This window comes from Aquirhabdus sp. (genome assembly GCF_046462495.1).
In the GTDB taxonomy this organism is placed as follows: Bacteria; Pseudomonadota; Gammaproteobacteria; order Pseudomonadales; family Moraxellaceae; genus Aquirhabdus.
In genome coordinates, this window is the sequence record NZ_JBKGVE010000004.1 from 240,982 (window position 1) to 260,547 (window position 19,566).

Consider the following 19,566-nt stretch of genomic DNA (forward strand, 5'->3'; position numbering starts at 1 on the left):
ATTATTCATTCTTCGGTGATGTCTATGCCGTCTGCAAGTGTGCCTCAACAGCGTATCAATGTTATTTATGCCTGTTATCGGATTGCGCTGTCATTTTTCTTGATCATGCTTTTTCTGCTGGCGCAAAATAATTCGATTCTCGGTGCAAATGATCCTGAACTCTACCTGCAAACCATAACCAGTTATTGCGTTGCGACACTGCTGGGCTATTTGTTGCTGCGTTACTGGCCCGTTTATGAGGATACCCAGCTCTTTTTAATGCTGGTGATCGATGTCACAGCGATGACCTTGATGCTGTATGCCAATGGTGGACCGAGTCTGCAATTGTCCATGCTGTATCTGGTGGTGGTGATGGCGGCGAGTGTTTTACTTACGCAAGGCCGTGCGATGGTGATTGCGCTGCTCGCTGCACTGGCCGTCATTTACCAGCAGTTGTACTTTTCCCTACTGCAAGGCAGCCAGTTGCAAATGGCCAGTTCAGTTGGACTGTTGGCGGTCAGTTTTGTGGCGACATCCTTGCTTGGACAGTTGATTACGCGTCGTCTGCGAGTGGTTGAGCGAGAGGCGGAGATCCAGAGCGAGCATGCGGCCCAGTTTCAAGCGATCAATCAGCATATTATTCAGCAGATGCATACTGGGATTCTGGTTCTGGATCAGTTTCAGGACATCATGCTGATCAATGATGCGGCGCGCCAATGGCTACACCAGCCAGATGCAGAAAAAGGCTGGACCCTGTCGCAACTGTCCACGGTATTGGATCAGCAGATCAATGCGGCATTGTCCCGCGAACAATTCACGCCATTTATCATGGTTGCGGATGAAAAAGGGGTAGCACTCAGCGTACAGTTGATTACCCTTGACCAGACCGTACTTAGCCAACACATCAAGCCCATGCAAACCGCACCCACCGTGGTAATTCTGGAAAATCTAAGTCGAGCCAATCAGCAAGCTCAGCAATTGAAACTGGCATCACTCGGACGTTTGACTGCAAGTATCGCGCACGAAATTCGTAATCCTCTAGCCGCGATTAGTCAGGCGGGTGAACTCTTGACCGAGACGATTACTCAGCCCGATGAGCGCGCGCTCTTGGCCATGATTCAGAAGCAAAGTGTACGCCTCAATCGTATGATCGAGGACATCTTGCAATTGTCCCGACGTAATACCTCCCAGCCGCAAACAATTGAGCTTTTGGGGTGGTTAAATGAGTTCTGTCGCGATTTCGTTCCCAATACCACTGAGCGCATTAATTCACAGACCTATAGTGCGGAACAACTGCGTATCAAGCTGTTGGACCCCGAGGTTACGCAACTTCATGTCAGCTTTGACCCGATGCAACTGGAACAGGTCGTGACCAATCTGGTCAATAATGGCTTGCATCATGGCAGTAAAAAACATGAACAGCCCAAAGTCTTGTTCCGAGTCAAAACCTTGGAGTCGGGTTTGGTGATGTTGGATGTCGTGGATCAAGGCGGAGGCATTCCTGCGCATGTGACAAGCTCTTTATTTGAGCCGTTCTTCACCACGGAGTCAGGCGGGACGGGGTTGGGACTCTATCTGTCGCGGGCATTTTGCGAGGCCAATGGCGCGTCCTTATGGTGTGTGCCCCAAGAGAAAGGCGCATGTTTTCGTATCTCCTTTGGCGTATAGAAACGCAAGTTGCGCATAAAAAAAAGCCTACGAGAGAGTAGGCTTTTTTTGTTGACGCAAGTTTTGCAGGTTGGGCTTCTTAGCGGAACTTTAAGGTCATCAGACCCAATAACACCAGCATGATGGTAATGATCCAGAAGCGCACGACCACACGGGTCTCAGGCCAGCCCAGCTCTTCAAAGTGATGGTGCAGCGGTGCCATACGAAACACACGTTTCTTACGCAGTTTGTAGGAACCGACTTGTAGTACAACTGAGATGGCTTCGGCAACAAACAAACCACCCATGATTGCCAACACCATTTCTTGACGCACCATGACCGCGATCACACCAAGCATCGCACCCAAGGTCAGCGCACCGACATCACCCATAAAGACTTGCGCGGGATGAGCGTTGAACCAGAGGAAGCCAAGCCCAGAGCCGACCATTGCCGCACAGATCACCACCAGCTCACTGTTGTCGGCGATATAAGGGATGTGCAAATAATGAGAAAATCCAACGTTGCCTGATAGGTAGGCAAAGACGCCAAGACCCGCTGCGACCAGCACTACAGGCATAATCGCCAAGCCATCTAGACCGTCGGTGAGATTAACGGCATTACTGCTGCCCGTAATCACCAAATACGTGAAGATAATAAAACCCGCACCGAGAGGAATGTAGTAGTTCTTGAGGAAGGGGAGCAACAGATCGGTTTGGGCTGGGGATTTGGCCAGATAGAACAAGGCGATCCCTGCACCCAGAGCACCCACCGAGGTCCAGAAGTATTTTTTCTTGGCGGATAGCCCTTTGGGATTTTTATGCTTGATCTTGAGCCAGTCATCCATAAAGCCGACGGTACCAAAGACCACCATCACACCAAGCACAATCCAGACATAAGGATTAGACAGATTACACCACAGTAAGGTGCTCACCGCGATGCTGAATAAAATTAGGATCCCGCCCATGGTGGGCGTACCAGTTTTGACCAGATGGGTTTGTGGACCATCGTTCCGCACGGCTTGACCATATTTCAGGGCATGCAGACGGCGAATCATGGCGGGACCAATCAGTAGGCTTAAACCTAAAGAGGTCAGGATGCTAAACACGACACGAACTGTTAAATAATCAAAGACTAAAAAAGTACGTTGGAATTGCCCCAAAAAATTAAACAGCAAAAGTAACATTAGCGTGTCTCCGTTACAGCGGGGTCGGTTGTCAGGTGCTTGGGCGAAGTCGCCGGCAAGTCATGCTCTTGTTTTAAGTCTTGTTGTAAACGCTCTTCATTTAAGAACGTCTCAAGAGAGGTGATGAGCGTTTCCATTTGCGTGGAACGCGATCCTTTAAACAGGATCGTAATTTGGGTTTGTTTGGCATCGCGCTGTTGCTGAAGCCATTCGGTGAGGCTGACAAAGAGTTGGTCTTTATTGGTAAAGGCTTGAGTCTGAACCGGGCTGCCTTGAATATCGGTAGTCGTATCCTGTGCAAATTGACCGACAGCAAACACAGCATCCAATGGCAGCTTGGCGAGATCGTGACCCAGTAGACGATGTTCCGTGGCCGCACTGTCACCGAGCTCTCCAATATCGCCCAACACCATAAGGCGTGCGCCTGCCTGTGCGGTGAGAACCTGAGCCGCTGCACGCATCGAATGGGGATTAGCGTTATAGGTGTCATCAATCAGGGTCAGTTGGGTATCGGCTAAGGTATGCTGAATAAAATTCAGGCGACCTTTGGTGCTTTGTGCCTCTGCCAGACCTGCGGCAATGGTGGTCAGCGGAATATTTAACGCCTGTGCAAATGCGGCTGCGGCGAGGGCATTTTCAACATTGTGTGCACCGGCAAAAGGCAGATGGACAGTGATGCTCTGCTGATCCGTCGACAGTGAAGCATTTAAGGTAAAGGTACTGGATGTCGGCAGCAACTGGATATCACTGGCATAAACGTCGCTATTGCCGGCATCTCCGCCAAAGCGAATCGATCTAAACGATTTCGCGGCTTCAGCAATGACGTCATGAAAATCCCCTTGTGCAGGGATGATGGCAATGCCATCACGATCTAGGCCTAGAAAAATCTCTGATTTGGCGCGCGCAATACCCGCGCGTCCGCCAAACTCGCCGACATGAGCGGTGCCGATATTCAGTACGCCAGCCACATGGGGTTTAACCATGGCGGTGGTATAGCCGATTTCACCCAGATGATTGGCACCGAGCTCCATGACCGCGTACTGATGCTGTGGCGTCAGTTCGAGCAGCATCATGGGTACGCCCAGATCGTTGTTCAGATTGCCCCGAGTGACCAATACTTCCGCGCTACTTGAATGGGCGCGCAGGATACTGCCCAGCATTTCTTTAGTGGTAGTTTTGCCACTCGAACCCGTGAGTGCGGTGGTCTGCAGCGTGGGGAAGGATGCCCGCCTAGCTGCACCTGCACGGCCTAAGGCCAGATGGGTATCATCGACCAGCAGTTGCGGTACGGATGCATCCGGGATCAGGCGTGAAACAATCAGTGCTACTGCACCTTTGGCAATAGCATCCTGTGCAAAGTCATGCGCATCAAAGCGTTCACCGATCAGTGCCAGAAATGCATCTTGTGCCTGAATTTGACGGGTATTGGAAATAATACGAGCGATTGAAGGAGTATGATCTGGCTGTAGTCCATGCCATGTGCCGCCAGTCGCTGCTGCGAGTGCTGTAGCCGTCCAAAGCGGCAAAGTATCTGGTGGCGTTGATAAGTCTGTCATGTAAAATCAATCGTCTCAAAAAGAATAAAAATATCTGAATCGCTTTTATCTAATAGGTCTGAATTGTCCTTGATTAGCCCCTATTTTGCTAGTCTTGGGTTGGACGACTTCTCGCGTATTTTGTGATTTTATCCGTTCAGGCTTTATATCATGGTTTAATTTTGAGCTGCATCTGATGTGTTCGGCAATGCAAGCAGGGCTTGTCGTGCCTGAGCCAACTCAACGGCATCATCAAACCAATGGCGGACACCGTCGATTTCTTGATAGTCCTCGTGCCCTTTTCCGGCGACAACAACCGCATCTCCGGCATGACTATCCCGTACTGCCAACTGGATGGCTTGTCGGCGATTAGGTTCAACAGTAATTCGTGCAAGCTCTGCCGCACTTAAGCCATGCAGCATATCGGCAATGATGGCATCGATGGCTTCAGTGCGTGGATTATCTGAAGTGACGATGACACGATCCGCCGCCTCTAGTGCAGCACGGGTCATGAGTGGACGTTTGCCGCGATCCCGATCCCCGCCACAGCCAAAAACACAGGTGAGTGAGCCTGCGGTATGGGGTTTAAGGCTTGCCAATACTTGGGTGATGGCATCGGGCGTGTGAGCATAGTCCACAATCAACAACAGTGATTCATCTGCAATGAGTTGCATCCGCCCCGCTGCACCAACGATCTGGGGCACGGCACTGACGATTTCTGGCAACGTTAAACCCAATGCCAAAGCACCAGCCACAGCCGCCAATAAGTTGGCAACATTGAAACGACCGAGCAGTGGGCTATGCAGTGTGACTATCCCAAACGGTGTTTGCACCTCAAGGATGGCACCTTTTAGACTGAAGGTTGAGCTTAAGACATAGAAATCAGGTTTGCTTTCCGCATTCGACAGGTTGGTGGCGTAACGCCAGACCACGATATCGGTCGATAAGTTACTGAGCATGCGCTCGCTGGCAGAATCGTTGGCATTGATCACCACGTATTTTAAATCGGGAAAGTGTGCCGGATCAAAGAGGATCGCCTTCGCTGCAGCATAGGCTTCAAAGGTGCCATGGTAATCCAGATGGTCACGCGTCAGATTGGTAAAGATGGCGACTTCAATGGGGGTGGCTGCAAGGCGACCTTGCTCTAGACCATGTGAACTGGCTTCCAAGCAGGCAAAGATTGCACCTTGCTCGGCATAGTCATGCAGTTTATTTTGCAGTTGTAGGGCATCGACGGTGGTGTGGCTGGACGGAACGAGATTGGGCAAGATACCGTTGCCTGTGGTTCCGAGTACCGCGCTGCGTTGTCCTGAAAGGGTTAGGAGTTCGGCCAGTAGCCTGGTCACGGTGGTTTTGCCATTGGTGCCCGTCACGGCAGCAACCCGGAGTGGGGTTTGCACAGGACGCGTCAATTGGTTAAAACGTTTGCTGATGGCACCGATATGCTGACGCAAATGAGGAACGTAGATGATTTGTGACGCCTGCAGACCCAAAAGATCGGGTTTGACCTCTGATAAGACCACCGCCGCACCGTGATCCAGTGCACTTTTAATGAACGTTGCGATCTTGCCGTGCAAGCTTTCAAGCGTTGCAGTGGGTGCAGTGCCTTTGATGGCGAAGAACAGTGTACCCGCTTGAACCTGACGGCTATCAATCGCCAAGGATTGAATACGGACTTTGGCGAGCTCAGGGTTTAAGGGTTCTGGCAAGAGGCCAGTTTCCAGCAGTGCTGAGAGGAGTACCCCTTCAGTTGCGGCCTGATGTTCTTGCTTCTGGATCTCATTACTCATCATGCTTTCCTGTTCACTCATCCGATCATTACACGATGATTGCTATGCTTATTTCCCAGCTTTACTTACCCGCTTTTTTTTCGACCGCCAGTGATTTATCCATGGGGACGTTCATGAGGCGTAAGGATTCGGTCATGATTTTGGCAAAAATCGGCGCAGCGACCAAGCCGCCATAATATTGCCCAACGGGGTTTTCGACCACGACCGCGATGACGATGCGCGGATGGCTGGCAGGGGCTAGACCGACAAACAGTCCGCGATATTCGGTTTCAGAATAGCCGCGACCATCTGGACGCAATTTATGTGCCGTTCCGGTTTTACCCGCAACGCGATAGCCTGGAATCGCAGCTTGTTTGGCGGTACCACCCGGTGCAGTCACCCCTTCCATCATGGTGATGACTTCAGAAGCAATTTTCTCATCAAACAGACGCTTGCCCGGTGCAGTTCCTTCAACTTTGCGCAAGGTGACGGGGTGCTGAACACCGCCCGCCGCAATCGTGGCGTAGCCTTGAGCCAGTTGGATGAGACTCACGTTAATCCCGTAGCCATAGGACATGGTGGCAACTTCGGCTGGATTCCACAGTTTTTCGGGCAGAATCAAACCGCGGCTTTCACCGGGAAAGCCGAGTGTGGTTTTTTTACCAAATCCGATGCGCTCATAAAAAAGCGGCAAGGTATTGCTGGGGAGTGACAAGGCGATTTTGGCCGCACCGACGTTACTGGATTTAACGATGATGCCCTTTAAGTCCAGCATACCGTTGTTGCCGTGGTCATGGATGGTGTGCCCAGCGATCGTTAGTGAGCCTGGCGACGTGTTGACCTGGGTAAAGGGTTGGTATTTACCTGATTCGAGTGCTGCTGAAATGGTGAACGGTTTCATGGTCGAACCCGGTTCAAAGCTGTCAATCACCGCACGATTCCGCATGGCGTCTTTGTTGTTCAAGCCATCAGGGTCGTTGGGGTTATAAGACGGCCAACTAGCCATGGCGAGCACTTCACCTGTTTGTGGGTCGAGCGCAACTGCGGTGGCCGAACGGGCATTATTGGCGATGCCTGAAGCCGCAAGCTCGCGATACATGATGTATTGAATACGCCCGTCAATACTGAGTTTGACATCTTCACCCGGACGTTCGGATTCGATCAGATCCACATCTTTGATGCGATTGCCTTGTTTGTCATGCATGACACGCATTTTGCCATCATGACCGGTTAATGCCTCATCAAAATTGGCCTCAAGACCTTCAATGCCTTTGCCAGCACGGTTGGTGAGCCCGAGGATTTGCGCATTAGGCTGGGCTTGTGGGTAGTAACGCTGATAATCGGTTTGTTTGTAGACCGATTGGAATTTGCGTGACATCACCACATCGGCATCTTCCGGGCGCATCTGGCGCTTGAGCGACAGATAGCGTGAGCGGGGTTTGCTTTGGATTTGGGCATTCAACTGATTCGGATCAATACCGACCGCCAACGCCAGTGCCCCCAGATCGAAGTTGGTCTTGGGCAGTTTCAGTTTTAACGATTTGCTGTTCGGGTCTTTACGCAGTTTGGCTTGAGTGTCTTCCATCTCTGCTTTTTGTTGCAAGTATTCCTTCGGGTCCAGCCACAGCGTGGTCAGCGGAGTACTGATGGCGAGCGGTGTGCCAAAACGATCAAGGAGCATGCCGCGGTGGGCGGGGATGGTATCCACACTCAGGACCATGGCATCGGCTTTGGCCTGCAAAAATTTGTGCTGTACAACTTGCAGCAGAAATGCACGTCCGATAACGAGCACAAAAATGAAAATCGTAACGCCCCATAGAATACGGAATCGCCAACTGTCCCGCTCAACGGTTGAACGCTGTGAAACACTGCTGGGGCGATTGGCGGTGCGCCGTGATGCGACTACAGGTGATTTCATGGCATGTCTCCTTGCGCTGTAGGCTGTGGAGACTCGGGGGGCAAGTTTGCTGCGGCTGCCGATTCTGGTGCGGCAACGACTTTACTGTCTGGATTGGAAAACTGTGCCGTAGTCTGTGCGTTGTGATCAGTCATGTCCACGGTCATCACTTGACTGGCAGGCGGTGAAAACATATGCAGGTAAATCACGGCACGACTGCCAATCTGGGTCGTAGCGCCAAAGGTCTGCTGTTCAATCAATAAACGACCCCATTCCACCTCAAGTTGATCACGCACTTGCTTGGATTTTTGTAAAACTTTGAATTCTTGACGAGTCGCATGCACTTGAAACGCCACACTCAGCGCGCTGCCGATGATCCCTGCAACCAGTAGCGACACTAATACGGCATCGAATAAGGCAATACGAGGCTGGTAAACTGCATTCGCAGGTGTCTTTTTGGCAGGGGTGCTAGGATTCGTCGACATAGGGCGTGCTGTACTCATGTGATCGCCTCATCGGTGCGTTCCGCGACGCGTAGCCAAGCACTGCGTGATCTTGGATTAGCGTCAACTTCGGCATCGGAGGGCGCGATACGTGCAATTTTCTTTAAAGTTTTGGTCTTGGTAATCAGCGGCATCGGTGTCCAGCTTGAATTCTCGATACTGGCGGTAGAGGCAAGCTGTATGAACTGTTTGACGCGGCGATCTTCCAGCGAGTGGAAACTAATCACGGCAAGGCGTCCACCCGCAACTAAACTCTCCACCGCTTGCGGTAAAAATAAATCTAAATCGGCCAGTTCCCGATTGATCACGATACGGATCGCCTGAAAACTGCGTGTCGCAGGATGTTTGTGCTTTTCCCATTTGGGGTGGGCGACCTTGACTACTTCAGCCAGTTCAGCAGTAGTTTCCATACGGCCAGCGAGTTTAATCGCGCGTGCGATGCGTCTGCTATGGCGTTCATCACCATATTGATAGAGCACATCGGCAAGATCCGACTCTTCAATTTGCATGAGCCAATCGGCAGCAGTGATGCCTTGGCTGTTGTCCATACGCATGTCGAGTGGACCATCATTCATAAAGCTAAAGCCGCGTTCCGCAACATCGAGTTGGGGGGAGGACACGCCCAAATCGGCCATGATGCCATCGACATGCGGAATACCAAGTTTTTGGAGTTGTGCTTTTAAGTCGGAGAAACTGGCATGGATCATCGTCAGGCGAGGATCGATAGCAGCAAGGCGTGCGCCTTCAGCCTGTGCATCGGGATCTTTGTCGAAGGCGAGTACACGACTGTTTGCATCCAGTTTTGCTAACAGTGCGCGGGTGTGTCCACCTCGTCCAAACGTGGCATCTACATAGACACCGCTGGTGCGATCAGCCAGCAGGGCATCAATGGTTTCATGAAGTAACACTGACAGATGGGCGCTTGACTCGCTTGATGTCGTCGTTGCCGGTGTTGTTGCCTCTGTCATGCGGTTGTCTTACCTTTGAGAAAAATGGTGTGTGACTTCAAGTCAAGGGGCGAAATCGCGCCATGAATACCCTGACCCTGTGATGTGGATCACGATATTGTATTACCCATAATAGCGAATGTGCACGGATGAGTCTCCGTATCATGTCACACAATCTAGCATTATCGCAGCGACAGATGGTGCGTCAAGACACTTCCGTTAAAATTGCGCGTTAAAAATTGATTGCATGTTTAAAATAAAATGCACTAGCATGCTGGGATATCGATATTCATCGGGGATATCGTCTATTGCCTGATCATTGGGTGATGCTATCCCCATAGCCGTTTCATGTGCGCACAGTGATGTGTGCTGGCTAAACTCTATTTTGAAAGGATTCTCTTGTGACACGTCCTATAGCGCTGATTGTTGATGATGAAGAAGATTTGCTGACGCTGATGCGCTTGACCTTGCTGCGCATGGGTGTGGATGCAGAAACGGCATCGACCTTGAAAGATGCCCAACGCTTATTGAAAAAGCAGAGTTTTGATTTCTGTCTCACCGATTTGAATTTACCTGATGGCAGTGGCCTTAGTCTGGTCAGTGAAGTTGCGCGTGATTACCCCAATATGCCGATTGCCGTGATTACTGCCTATGGCAGTATGGATGTGGCGATTGATGCCTTGAAAAAAGGCGCGTTTGATTTTGTCAGCAAGCCAGTGGAACTGGCGCGGTTACGAGTGTTGGTCGAGCGGGCATTGCAAGTCAATGCACCGTCAGCTGCAGCCAATGAAGAAGCGCAGCTCAGTGAGAGTTTGCTGATCGGTAAAGCGCCCGTCATGCTGGCTCTGCGCACCACCCTGACCAAGCTGGCCCGCTCACAGGCGCCCGTCTATATCAGCGGTGAGTCGGGAACGGGTAAAGAAGTGGTTGCGCGTCTGATTCATTTGCTCAGTCCACGCAGTAGCGGTCCTTTTATTCCCGTGAACTGTGGTGCGATCCCTGCGGAACTGATGGAAAGCGAATTTTTTGGTCATAAAAAAGGCAGTTTTACTGGCGCCACCGAAGATAAATTGGGTCTGTTTCAATCGGCCAATGGTGGCACTTTGTTTTTGGACGAAGTTGCCGATCTGCCACTGGCGATGCAGGTCAAGCTGCTGCGCGCTATTCAAGAGAAGAAAGTCCGTCCGATTGGTACCCAGACTGAAATTCCAGTTGATATCCGTTTGCTCAGTGCCACGCATAAGAACCTGCAGGCACAGGTCAATGCAGGCGGCTTTCGCCAGGATTTGTTCTATCGTATTAATGTCATTGAAGTTCAAGTCCCACCATTGCGCGATCGTGGCGACGATATCTTGTTGCTGGCAGATACCTTCTTACAGCGTTTGTGTGCTGACTGGGGCATCACCCCGCCCAAAATTTCCAAAGCCGCACAACAGCAATTGCTGACCTATGCTTTCCCAGGCAATGTGCGTGAACTGCAAAATACGCTGGAGCGCGCACTGACGTTATGTGATGACGGCATGATTTTGCCTGAGCATTTGAAATTGAATGCCGCGTATCAGTTGGCAGAGATTGGGCGTGTTTCTGATGTAAGTGATTCGTATGTTTCGGGTCTATCGAGTCTCAGTCAGGTGTCGACGGGCAATGCGGTCTATGGTGGTGTGCCTGCTGCAACGATTTCCGCGATCCCCTCTTTAAAAAATCTGCCGCCGGAAGGTCTTGAGGTTTATCTGCAAGATATTGAGCGTCATATTATTCAGCAGGCGCTTGATGCCAGTTTGTGGAATCGAACAGCCGCCGCCAAAAAACTGGGCATGTCTTTCCGCTCACTGCGCTACCGGTTGAAGAAGCTGGGTCTGGGCACTGATCTTGATAAAGACGATATCGATGATGAAGAAATCCAAAGCGCCTAATTCTAAGCTTGCACGAGTGTCTGTCGCTGGTCGAGGGATTTGCCTTGCGTTGATGTTCGCCTTGACGGCGTGCCAAGCACCACAGCCGATGACCGCGGATCAGCAGTTGCATCAGGGTCTTGGATTTGCCCAGTCGGCGCATATCGATTCCGCTGAGCATTTCTTGCAAAGTGCACTGCACGGCTATACCGAAGCGGGGGATGTGATCGGTCAGGCCAAGGCCAATTGGGCGCTGGCTGAACTCTATAAATCCAAACGCTATCAAGATTTACAAACCCCACCTGCAACCACCGAAGGCTATCAGCACTCAGCCGAGCTCTTTCAAACCGCCGCAGAACTCTATGAGTCGCAAGGACGTACTGCGCTTGCGGCATCCGCACATATGGGCGCGGCGAATGCCCAACTACTGGCGAATCAGATTGCAGCAAGCTGTGTTCAATACCGTCAGGCAGAAAGCCTTGCTAATTTGCCTGCAACCCGTCTGGATGTGGCTGCTTCGGCAAAGCTGGATGAAAATATGAAGTTTTTAGCGGATCTGGCAATTGTCTGCGCGGCGAACCCACTGTAGATCAGGTCGGTTGTCAAAAATAAAAAAACGACTTGTCTGCTCTTTCGTTATTATTCAACGTTTTCAGTGACGGGCTGTGTATTGCTACTGCGGGTTTTGGGTGCACCAGTAAGGCTCATCGTTTTGCCATTGGCCATATTGGTGGGTACAAGCTTAGGCAGTGGCTTGGCGGGTTCGCTGGCCTTAGTATCCGCTTTTTTGCTGCCATCAGGCAGTGCATTCAGTTTGAGCGAGGTGGCGAGCGTAGTGATGACTTGTTGCAGCGCAATGTCTTTGGGGTCGATGATATCGCCTGTACTCTTAATCGGTTTGCTTTCCGCTTCTGGGATCATCACATCAGGGTCTATACCTGTACCTTCAATCATGCGGCCATTGGGCGTAAAGTAGCGTGACACGGTCATTTTGATTGCGCGTCCTTGGCCGATCGGCCAGATCTTTTGTACAGACCCTTTTCCGTAACTGGTCACTCCAAATACCGTAGCACGTTGGTGGTCTCGTAGTGCGGCGGTCAGCACTTCTGCCGCCGATGCCGAATAGTGATTAATCAGGATCGAGACCGGAATCGCGGGATAGCGTTCCGCAGTTACCACACGATAGTATTTCTCCGGCTCACCGCGACCTTGGGTATAGACGATGAGTCCATCATTCAAGAAATAGTTGGCGACTTCAATCGCAGAGGTCAGTAGCCCCCCCGGATTGTCTCGTAAGTCGAGCACGATGCCTTTTAACTTGCCGGATTTAAAGAGCGGATCAAGGAACTCACTGATTTGCTCACCAGTCTGCGTTTGAAAGGCACGGAGCTGTAAAACGGCGAGACCATTAGGCTGGATAAAGGTTTTGACCGCATTATCTTCTGGGATGGCCAATAGCACGCGAATGTCACGCGCATGGCGTCCAGGCTGCATGACAGATAAACGCACAGCGCTATTGCGCGGACCACGCAACTGTTGTTCGATATCACTTTGGGTCAACGTCTTAACGCTTTTCCCTTCAATTTTCAGCAGGATATCACCGACTTGTACGCCTGCTTTGGCGGCTGGAGAGCCTTTAGGTACTGCGGTGATTTGCCACTGTGGTGCGCTTTGCGTGCCGACGGGTGTGGTTTGATCGGTGGTCTCTGGATTGTTGACGGGGCTGATGCTGAGGCCAGTTTGTCCAATCTCACCATCGGTAAAATCGACGATGGCATCGTAAGTTTTTGCATCTAAATAATCAGAGTAGGGGTCGAGTTTGTTCAGTAGTCCGCTTAAGGCATTATCGAACAGCATATCATCATTCACCGGTTCCACATAGTTTTGGCGTACTTTTTCATAGACGTCGACAAAACGGCGCATAGCATCAATCGGCAGGGGGTGATTGTCCACGTCAGTGTTTGAAGAGATTGGTGTTGTAGTCGTGGTCGGCGCTGCGGGTGCTGCAAATGCCAGATTAATGGTCGGTATGAGGGAGAGCGCAAGGGCGAGCTTTACCGCACTATGCTTTGCGGGCACCGTGTTGACGGGAGGTACGGACGTCAAATATTGTTCATTGGATGGCGTTAAATCATTCACATCGAACAAAATCATGGATAACACTCATCCCAAAAATGAATAGGGTCGACATCCTCTCTAAAAGCAGGTCATCCCCAGGGTTTTTATATTTTGTGCATGACCGCTGGTATGCAAAAGCATGCGACCCTTGGAGCTTATGCCTAAATCGTATTCAATTTCAATGCGTACTCTGCAATCAAAACAATTTAGGCATGTTTAGTGGTCATGTTCACACAGGGGTAAGGAGCGTTTTCCCGGTCATCTCAGCAGGGATCGGCAAATGCATCAGGGTTAGAATGGTCGGTGCTACATCCGCAAGAATACCGCCCGTGCGAACCTGAACTCGCTCATCTCCAACATAAATCAGCGGGACATGTTCGGTGGTGTGCTGGGTATGCACCTGACCACTGTCATAGTCCATCATCTGCTCAACGTTACCGTGATCGGCTGTGATCAACATATGACCGTGTGATTTGATTACGGCATCGTAGACACGGCCCACACACAGGTCCAAGGCTTCAACCGCTTTCACTGCTGCGCTAAACACACCGGTATGACCGACCATGTCGCCATTGGCAAAGTTAACGATCAGCACGTCATACGCACCCGATTCAATTGCGGCGACTAGTTCATCGGTGACTTCAAACGCACTCATTTCAGGTTTGAGATCATAAGTGGCGACATCGGGTGATTTGATCAAGATGCGTTTTTCACCGTCATACAAATCTTCACGACCGCCGCTGAAGAAGAAAGTGACATGGGCATATTTTTCAGTTTCGCTGATGCGGAGTTGAGTTTTGCCCAGTGTTGATAGGTATTCACCCAGTGAGTTATGCGTTTCAAGCGGTTGATAGGCAATTGGTGCGTTGATCTTGGCCGAGTAGCGGGTCAGCATCACGAAGCTGGCAAGCTGTGGGCGCGCTTTACGGCTAAAGCCAGTAAAGTCATCTTCGACAAATGCACGGGTCAGTTCGCGCGCGCGATCGGCGCGGAAATTCATAAACACAACGCTGTCGCCATCTTGAATATGAACGGGTGCGCCAATGCTGGTCGGTTTTACAAACTCATCTTTTTCATCTGCCGCATAGGCCAGCTCAAGTCCAGCTTCGGCGGTATCGGCATGGCGGGTTGCGACGCCTTCGGTCAAGAGACGATACGCCAATTCAACCCGATCCCAACGTTCATCGCGATCCATCGCATAGTAGCGACCACACAAGGAAACGATACGCGCTGGATGTTCAGGGGTTGATACCGCATCCAGTGCCGCTTGCATCTTGGCCAGTGATTTATCCGCACTTTTTGGCGGGGTGTCGCGCCCATCCAAGAAGGCATGGACATACACGGTCGCACCGCGCTGCGCGGCCAACTGACACATGGCGACGAGGTGATCTTCATGTGAGTGGACGCCGCCATCAGATAGCAAGCCCATCACATGCACGGCGCCTTTGTTTGCCAAGGCATCATCGACTGCTTTGGTCAGTACCGGGTGTTCAAAGAAAGTTCCTTCGCGGATATCTTTGGCAATGCGGGTGAAGTCTTGGTACAGCACACGTCCTGAGCCCAAGCTCATATGACCGACTTCTGAATTGCCCATTTGACCATCAGGTAGACCGACGTCTTCGCCAGAACCAGAGATCAAACCATGAGGGTGTTTGGCTTTGATGGCATCAATATGCGGTGTTTTTGCCGCAAGGATGGCATTGTCTGCAACCTCATCACGATGACCAAAGCCATCTAAAATCACCAAGACATGCGGAACTTTTTTAGTTGTTGTGGTTTCTGTATGGGCTTCAGGTTTCGTTTCTGTGGTTAAGGCAGCAGTCATAACTAGGCTCTAATAGGACTATCAAAAAATATTCAGTCGTCATCATGCGCTGAAAGGCGATACTAAAGATCATTCATAAGTGGTGCTATTTTACGCTAAGCCGATGCAGATTGGGTAAAGTTCGTCGGTTAAAGAGTTGTAAATGAGAAAACCTCTCGAATCGAAGTGATTTAGGTCGCTTACACTCCCGTTTTGTGTGAAAAAACTGCTAAAATGCCGCGTCCTATATTTAGCCCGAATAAAGCGCCCTTATGACCAGTCCCGCCGATAGCACTACTCCCGCAACGACCATCACCAAAGACCGTATCCTGATTCTTGATTTTGGCTCGCAATACAGCCAACTGATCGCACGTCGTGTGCGTGAAGCCGGTGTGTACTCTGAGATGTATGCCTATGATATGGATGAAGCGGACATCCGTGCCTTCAATCCAAACGGCATCATTCTGTCTGGTGGTCCTGAGAGCGTGACTGCGGATAACAGCCCACGTGCGCCTGAAGTGGTTTTCAATCTCGGTGTGCCTGTGCTCGGGATCTGCTACGGCATGCAAACCATGGCGGAGCAATTGGGCGGCTCGGTTGAAAATGGTCTGGTGCATGAGTTTGGGCGTGCAGATGTTAAAATCGAACAAGCGGATGGCCTGTTTAAAGATATTCAAGACGAGCCAAACACATTGCATGTGTGGATGAGTCATGGTGATAAAGTGAATACTTTGCCACCGAGCTTTACCGTAAACGCCAGCACACCGACCTGTCCGATTGCAGCGATGAGCGATGAAGCGCGTCATTTCTACGGCGTGCAGTTCCATCCCGAAGTGACACATACCAAGCAAGGCGAAGCGATTCTAAAGCGCTTTGTCATCGACATCTGTGGTGCGCACGGTCTGTGGACACCTGAACATATTATTGACCTCCGTATCGAACAACTCCGCGCTCAGATCGGCTCTGAAAAAGTACTCTTGGGTCTGTCTGGCGGTGTGGATTCTTCAGTCGTTGCCGCGCTGTTGCACCGAGCGATTGGCGATCAATTGACTTGTGTGTTTGTGGATAACGGTCTGCTGCGTCTGAACGAAGGTGATGATGTGATGACCATGTTCGCTGGCGATCACGGTATGAAAGTGATCCGTGCTAATGCGCAAGATCGCTTCTTGTCAGAACTCGCAGGGGTGACTGATCCAGAAGCCAAACGCAAGATTATTGGTCGTGTGTTCATCGAAGTCTTTGCCGAAGAAGCACGTAAGCTGGATGGCGTGAAGTTCCTTGCACAAGGTACCATCTACCCCGACGTGATTGAATCTGCTGCTAGCAAGCAAGGCAAGGCGCATGTGATCAAGTCGCATCATAACGTGGGCGGTCTGCCTGCGGATCTGAACTTTGACTTGGTTGAACCCCTCCGTGATTTGTTTAAAGATGAAGTGCGTAAGCTGGGCACCACATTGGGTCTGCCGCATGCAATGATCTATCGTCATCCTTTCCCAGGTCCAGGTCTGGGCGTGCGGATATTGGGTGAAGTCAAACAAGAGTATGCCGATATCCTGCGCCGTGCCGACGCGATCTTTATGGAAGAGCTGCGTAAGAGCGGCTGGTATGACAAAACGGCACAAGCCTTTGCGGTATTCCAACCCGTGAAGTCGGTTGGTGTAGTGGGTGATGGTCGTCGTTACGCATGGGTCATTGCGCTCCGCGCTGTTGAAACCATCGACTTTATGACCGCGCGTTTTGCTCATCTGCCTTACGATTTGGTGGAGCTAATCAGCAACCGCATCATGAACGAAATCGCTGAAGTATCCCGTGTGGTGTATGACGTGTCGAGCAAACCACCAGCGACGATTGAATGGGAGTAAATCTGGGGTTTCTGGAGGCGCTGCCTCCAGCCAGATTTACGCCAAGGGCTATGCCCGCGGCAGAGCGTTTGATGCTCAAACTACAATGAAGGGATTTCAAGATGCATTGCGTCTTGCCTGAAATCATAAAAAAGCCCGCATCCTTGCGGGCTTTTTATTATTGTCCGATAGGCGGCTGCCACAGCTCCACCTTATTCCCTTCCGGATCAATCACCCAAGCAAACTTGCCATATTCGGATTCGTCAATCTTCTCCAGCACATTACAACCTTCGTCACGTAAAACCTTCACCAATGCGTGGAGATCGTCTACGCGGTAGTTGATCATGAAGGGGGCGATGCTGGGTGCAAAGCTGTCGCTATCCAGTGATCCAATCGACCAGACGGTTGATCCAGCAACCGGTTGACCTTGATCGTCGGTCCATGTGAATGCTGTGCCACCCCACGCTTGGACATCGATTCCGAGGTGTCTTTTGTACCAACCTCGTAGCGCTGCTGCGTCTTTGGCTTTAAAGAAAATACCGCCAATACCGGTTACACGTTTCATTTGAGTCTCCGCAATTGAGTAGGGTCAGCTAATGTGATGATCTATTTCTCCGTCCAAATGGCGATCACAAACGCTCCTGAAGCCGCCAATGAACAGATCGTCCTTACATGATTCCACAGTGTCCATTTCTCGACATAATTACGCCAAGTTTCTACAACGCCCACGCTGTTTGGGTCAACCGCAGCTAAAGTATCATTAAGTGGGACATTGACGGTTGCAGTGATGATGAAGCAGCCTAAATACAACACGCTTGCGATACCAAGCCAGACGGCATTCGGAGAGCGCCAAGGTGTGAATCCAAGCATGATGAACACAATGCTAATTAGCGCCGTTCCCATAAAGATAAACATAAATAGCGGATTAAGCACAACGATATTGATTGATTGCATCGCTGCGATGCCACTTACGGGCTGGATGCGTGCAAGAGCGGTCATCACAAAATTGGAGAAAGCGAAGAAGATTCCCGCAACCAGACCCGAACCAAGTGCGCCAAACAAGGTAAATGGAAAGATGATTTTATCGATGATTGTCATTTTGACCTCCACTGCGCATCACTCTTATTAGACACACAGTGTAGAGCAAATTAAAGACAAAACAATGTCGGTTTTATGCCTTATCTTTTAAGCCAATCCGCCATTTGCCCGCAACACTTGCCCATTGATCCAAGCACCATCGGCACCCGCCAAAAACGCTACTACACCGGCAATATCTTCAGGCTCGCCCAAACGCTCCAGCGGTGGCATTTTGGCAAACTCCTGAATCAACTCATCACTCTTACCCGATAGGAACATTTCGGTGGCGACGGGCCCCGGTGCGATGGCATTAACCGTGATATTCCGACCCCGTAATTCGGAAGCCATCACCCGAGTCAGTTGTTCAACAGCGGCTTTAGAGGCGATATACAAACCATAACCCGGACGGGCAATGGCTATCGCGCTGGTGGAAAAGTTAATGATACGACCAAAATCGCGTAAGCGTAACGCCGCTTGTTGCATGGTATTCAACGTACCCAGCACGTTAATGTTAAAGGTCTGGTGATAGTCCTCATCACTAGCCGCAGCGATAGTCGCTAGGTGAAAGACACCTGCACTATTCACCAGAACATCAACTTGTCCAAAGGCATGCTCAGCCTCGGCAAATAAACGGATGCAATCGTCTTTTTTAGAGACATCGGCTTGTACCGCAATCGCTTGGCCACTTTGTCCATGAATCTCAGCGACAACTCGATCAGCTTCCTCAACACGCCCCGCATAGTTGACCACGACGGCATAGCCTTCTTGCGCCAGACGCAAGGCAATCGCGCGACCAATGCCACGGGAGGAACCGGTGACGATGGCAGTTTTGAGAGTATTAGGGGTAGACATAAGAGATCCTCCTTGAGTGAGAGCAATGACGTGAAATGATGGTTTGATGTTAACTATTTGATCGGCAGTTTAGTCGTATTTTTGACTTCTTCCATGACCGCATAGGTATGAGTTTCGCGTACGCCGCGTAACTGTAAGAGCGTCTTGCCCAGTAGATCACGATAGGCATCCATGTCTTTGACACGAGCCTTCACTAAGTAATCAAAGCCGCCGGCCACCATATGGCATTCCAACACTTCAGGGATATCCTGAATACTTCGCGAAAATTCTTCAAAGACATCGGAAGTCGTACGATCGAGTACGACTTCGATAAAGACTAAGAGCGAGACATCTAATAATTTGGGATTTAGATGTGCGCTGTAATGCATGATATAGCCCGCTTCTTGCAAGCGTTTAACCCGTTCTAGACAGGCGGCGGGGGAGAGGTTGACCTTGGTGGAAAGATCGATATTACTCATCCGTCCGTCGTTCTGAAGTTCGGTGAGAATTCTTTTATTCACTTTATCGAGCATGAGGGGCATC

At 50.7% G+C, this 19,566-nt stretch carries 15 protein-coding genes and 1 pseudogene; 4 read left to right on the forward strand and 12 right to left on the reverse strand.

Annotation, left to right across the window (positions count from 1 at the left end):
• Positions 1-24 precede the first annotated feature (24 nt).
• The gene (locus ACLHG7_RS04620) at positions 25-1,647 is read left to right on the forward strand and encodes a sensor histidine kinase (protein ID WP_410209870.1); all 1,623 of its coding nucleotides are present in this window, start codon (positions 25-27) and stop codon (positions 1,645-1,647) included.
• A 79-nt stretch (positions 1,648-1,726) separates the two neighbouring features.
• Here the strand turns inward: ACLHG7_RS04620 and mraY are convergent, their stop codons facing one another.
• The 6 genes and pseudogenes from mraY to rsmH form a co-directional block, all read right to left on the reverse strand.
• Positions 1,727-2,809, reverse strand: coding sequence for a phospho-N-acetylmuramoyl-pentapeptide-transferase (gene mraY, locus ACLHG7_RS04625; protein WP_410209871.1), 1,083 nt, complete (start codon positions 2,807-2,809; stop codon positions 1,727-1,729).
• Between the two features lie 113 nt (positions 2,810-2,922).
• Positions 2,923-4,365: pseudogene (murF, locus tag ACLHG7_RS04630) on the reverse strand (UDP-N-acetylmuramoyl-tripeptide--D-alanyl-D-alanine ligase); the annotation flags it as partial.
• Between the two features lie 155 nt (positions 4,366-4,520).
• Entirely contained in the window at positions 4,521-6,134 is a 1,614-nt protein-coding gene (locus ACLHG7_RS04635; protein ID WP_410209872.1) for a UDP-N-acetylmuramoyl-L-alanyl-D-glutamate--2,6-diaminopimelate ligase, read from the reverse strand.
• Positions 6,135-6,195: 61 nt separating this feature from the next.
• Positions 6,196-8,031, reverse strand: coding sequence for a peptidoglycan D,D-transpeptidase FtsI family protein (locus ACLHG7_RS04640; RefSeq protein ID WP_410209873.1), 1,836 nt, complete (start codon positions 8,029-8,031; stop codon positions 6,196-6,198).
• Positions 8,028-8,513: a cell division protein FtsL gene (locus ACLHG7_RS04645; RefSeq protein WP_410209874.1), complete on the reverse strand. Its 486-nt coding sequence runs from the start codon at positions 8,511-8,513 to the stop codon at positions 8,028-8,030. Before ACLHG7_RS04645 ends, ACLHG7_RS04640 begins: the two co-directional genes overlap by 4 nt.
• Complete coding sequence (gene rsmH / locus ACLHG7_RS04650) at positions 8,510-9,481, reverse strand: 16S rRNA (cytosine(1402)-N(4))-methyltransferase RsmH (protein ID WP_410209875.1); 972 nt, start codon at positions 9,479-9,481, stop codon at positions 8,510-8,512. The genes ACLHG7_RS04645 and rsmH overlap by 4 nt, the downstream gene beginning before the upstream one ends.
• 380 nt (positions 9,482-9,861) lie before the next feature.
• On the opposite strand from rsmH, the gene ACLHG7_RS04655 reads away from it, so the two are divergent.
• Positions 9,862-11,373, forward strand: coding sequence for a sigma-54-dependent transcriptional regulator (locus tag ACLHG7_RS04655; RefSeq protein WP_410209876.1), 1,512 nt, complete (start codon positions 9,862-9,864; stop codon positions 11,371-11,373).
• A complete protein-coding gene (locus ACLHG7_RS04660) occupies positions 11,348-11,941 on the forward strand; it encodes a hypothetical protein (protein ID WP_410209877.1) in 594 nt (197 codons plus the stop codon). Before ACLHG7_RS04655 ends, ACLHG7_RS04660 begins: the two co-directional genes overlap by 26 nt.
• Before the next feature lie 50 nt (positions 11,942-11,991).
• Here the strand turns inward: ACLHG7_RS04660 and ACLHG7_RS04665 are convergent, their stop codons facing one another.
• Both ACLHG7_RS04665 and gpmI read right to left on the reverse strand, forming a co-directional pair.
• Positions 11,992-13,506: a S41 family peptidase gene (locus ACLHG7_RS04665; protein WP_410209878.1), complete on the reverse strand. Its 1,515-nt coding sequence runs from the start codon at positions 13,504-13,506 to the stop codon at positions 11,992-11,994.
• A gap of 193 nt (positions 13,507-13,699) precedes the next feature.
• Positions 13,700-15,295, reverse strand: coding sequence for a 2,3-bisphosphoglycerate-independent phosphoglycerate mutase (gpmI, locus tag ACLHG7_RS04670; RefSeq protein WP_410209879.1), 1,596 nt, complete (start codon positions 15,293-15,295; stop codon positions 13,700-13,702).
• A gap of 251 nt (positions 15,296-15,546) precedes the next feature.
• Here gpmI and guaA point away from each other — a divergent pair, with 251 nt between their 5' ends.
• Complete coding sequence (gene guaA, locus ACLHG7_RS04675) at positions 15,547-17,136, forward strand: glutamine-hydrolyzing GMP synthase (protein ID WP_114900288.1); 1,590 nt, start codon at positions 15,547-15,549, stop codon at positions 17,134-17,136.
• A 157-nt stretch (positions 17,137-17,293) separates the two neighbouring features.
• On the opposite strand, the gene ACLHG7_RS04680 is transcribed toward guaA, so the two are convergent.
• The 4 genes from ACLHG7_RS04680 to ACLHG7_RS04695 all read right to left on the reverse strand — a co-directional run bounded on the left by ACLHG7_RS04680 (position 17,294) and on the right by ACLHG7_RS04695 (position 19,565).
• Positions 17,294-17,680, reverse strand: coding sequence for a VOC family protein (locus ACLHG7_RS04680; protein WP_410209880.1), 387 nt, complete (start codon positions 17,678-17,680; stop codon positions 17,294-17,296).
• Positions 17,681-17,721: 41 nt separating this feature from the next.
• The gene (locus ACLHG7_RS04685; protein WP_410209881.1) at positions 17,722-18,213 is read right to left on the reverse strand and encodes a DUF1772 domain-containing protein; all 492 of its coding nucleotides are present in this window, start codon (positions 18,211-18,213) and stop codon (positions 17,722-17,724) included.
• Positions 18,214-18,300: 87 nt separating this feature from the next.
• Positions 18,301-19,044 carry an SDR family oxidoreductase gene (locus tag ACLHG7_RS04690; protein ID WP_410209882.1) on the reverse strand — a complete coding sequence of 248 codons (744 nt, stop codon included), beginning with the start codon at positions 19,042-19,044 and terminating at the stop codon, positions 18,301-18,303.
• A 53-nt stretch (positions 19,045-19,097) separates the two neighbouring features.
• A complete protein-coding gene (locus tag ACLHG7_RS04695) occupies positions 19,098-19,565 on the reverse strand; it encodes an Lrp/AsnC ligand binding domain-containing protein (RefSeq protein ID WP_410209883.1) in 468 nt (155 codons plus the stop codon).
• Position 19,566 lies beyond the last annotated feature (1 nt).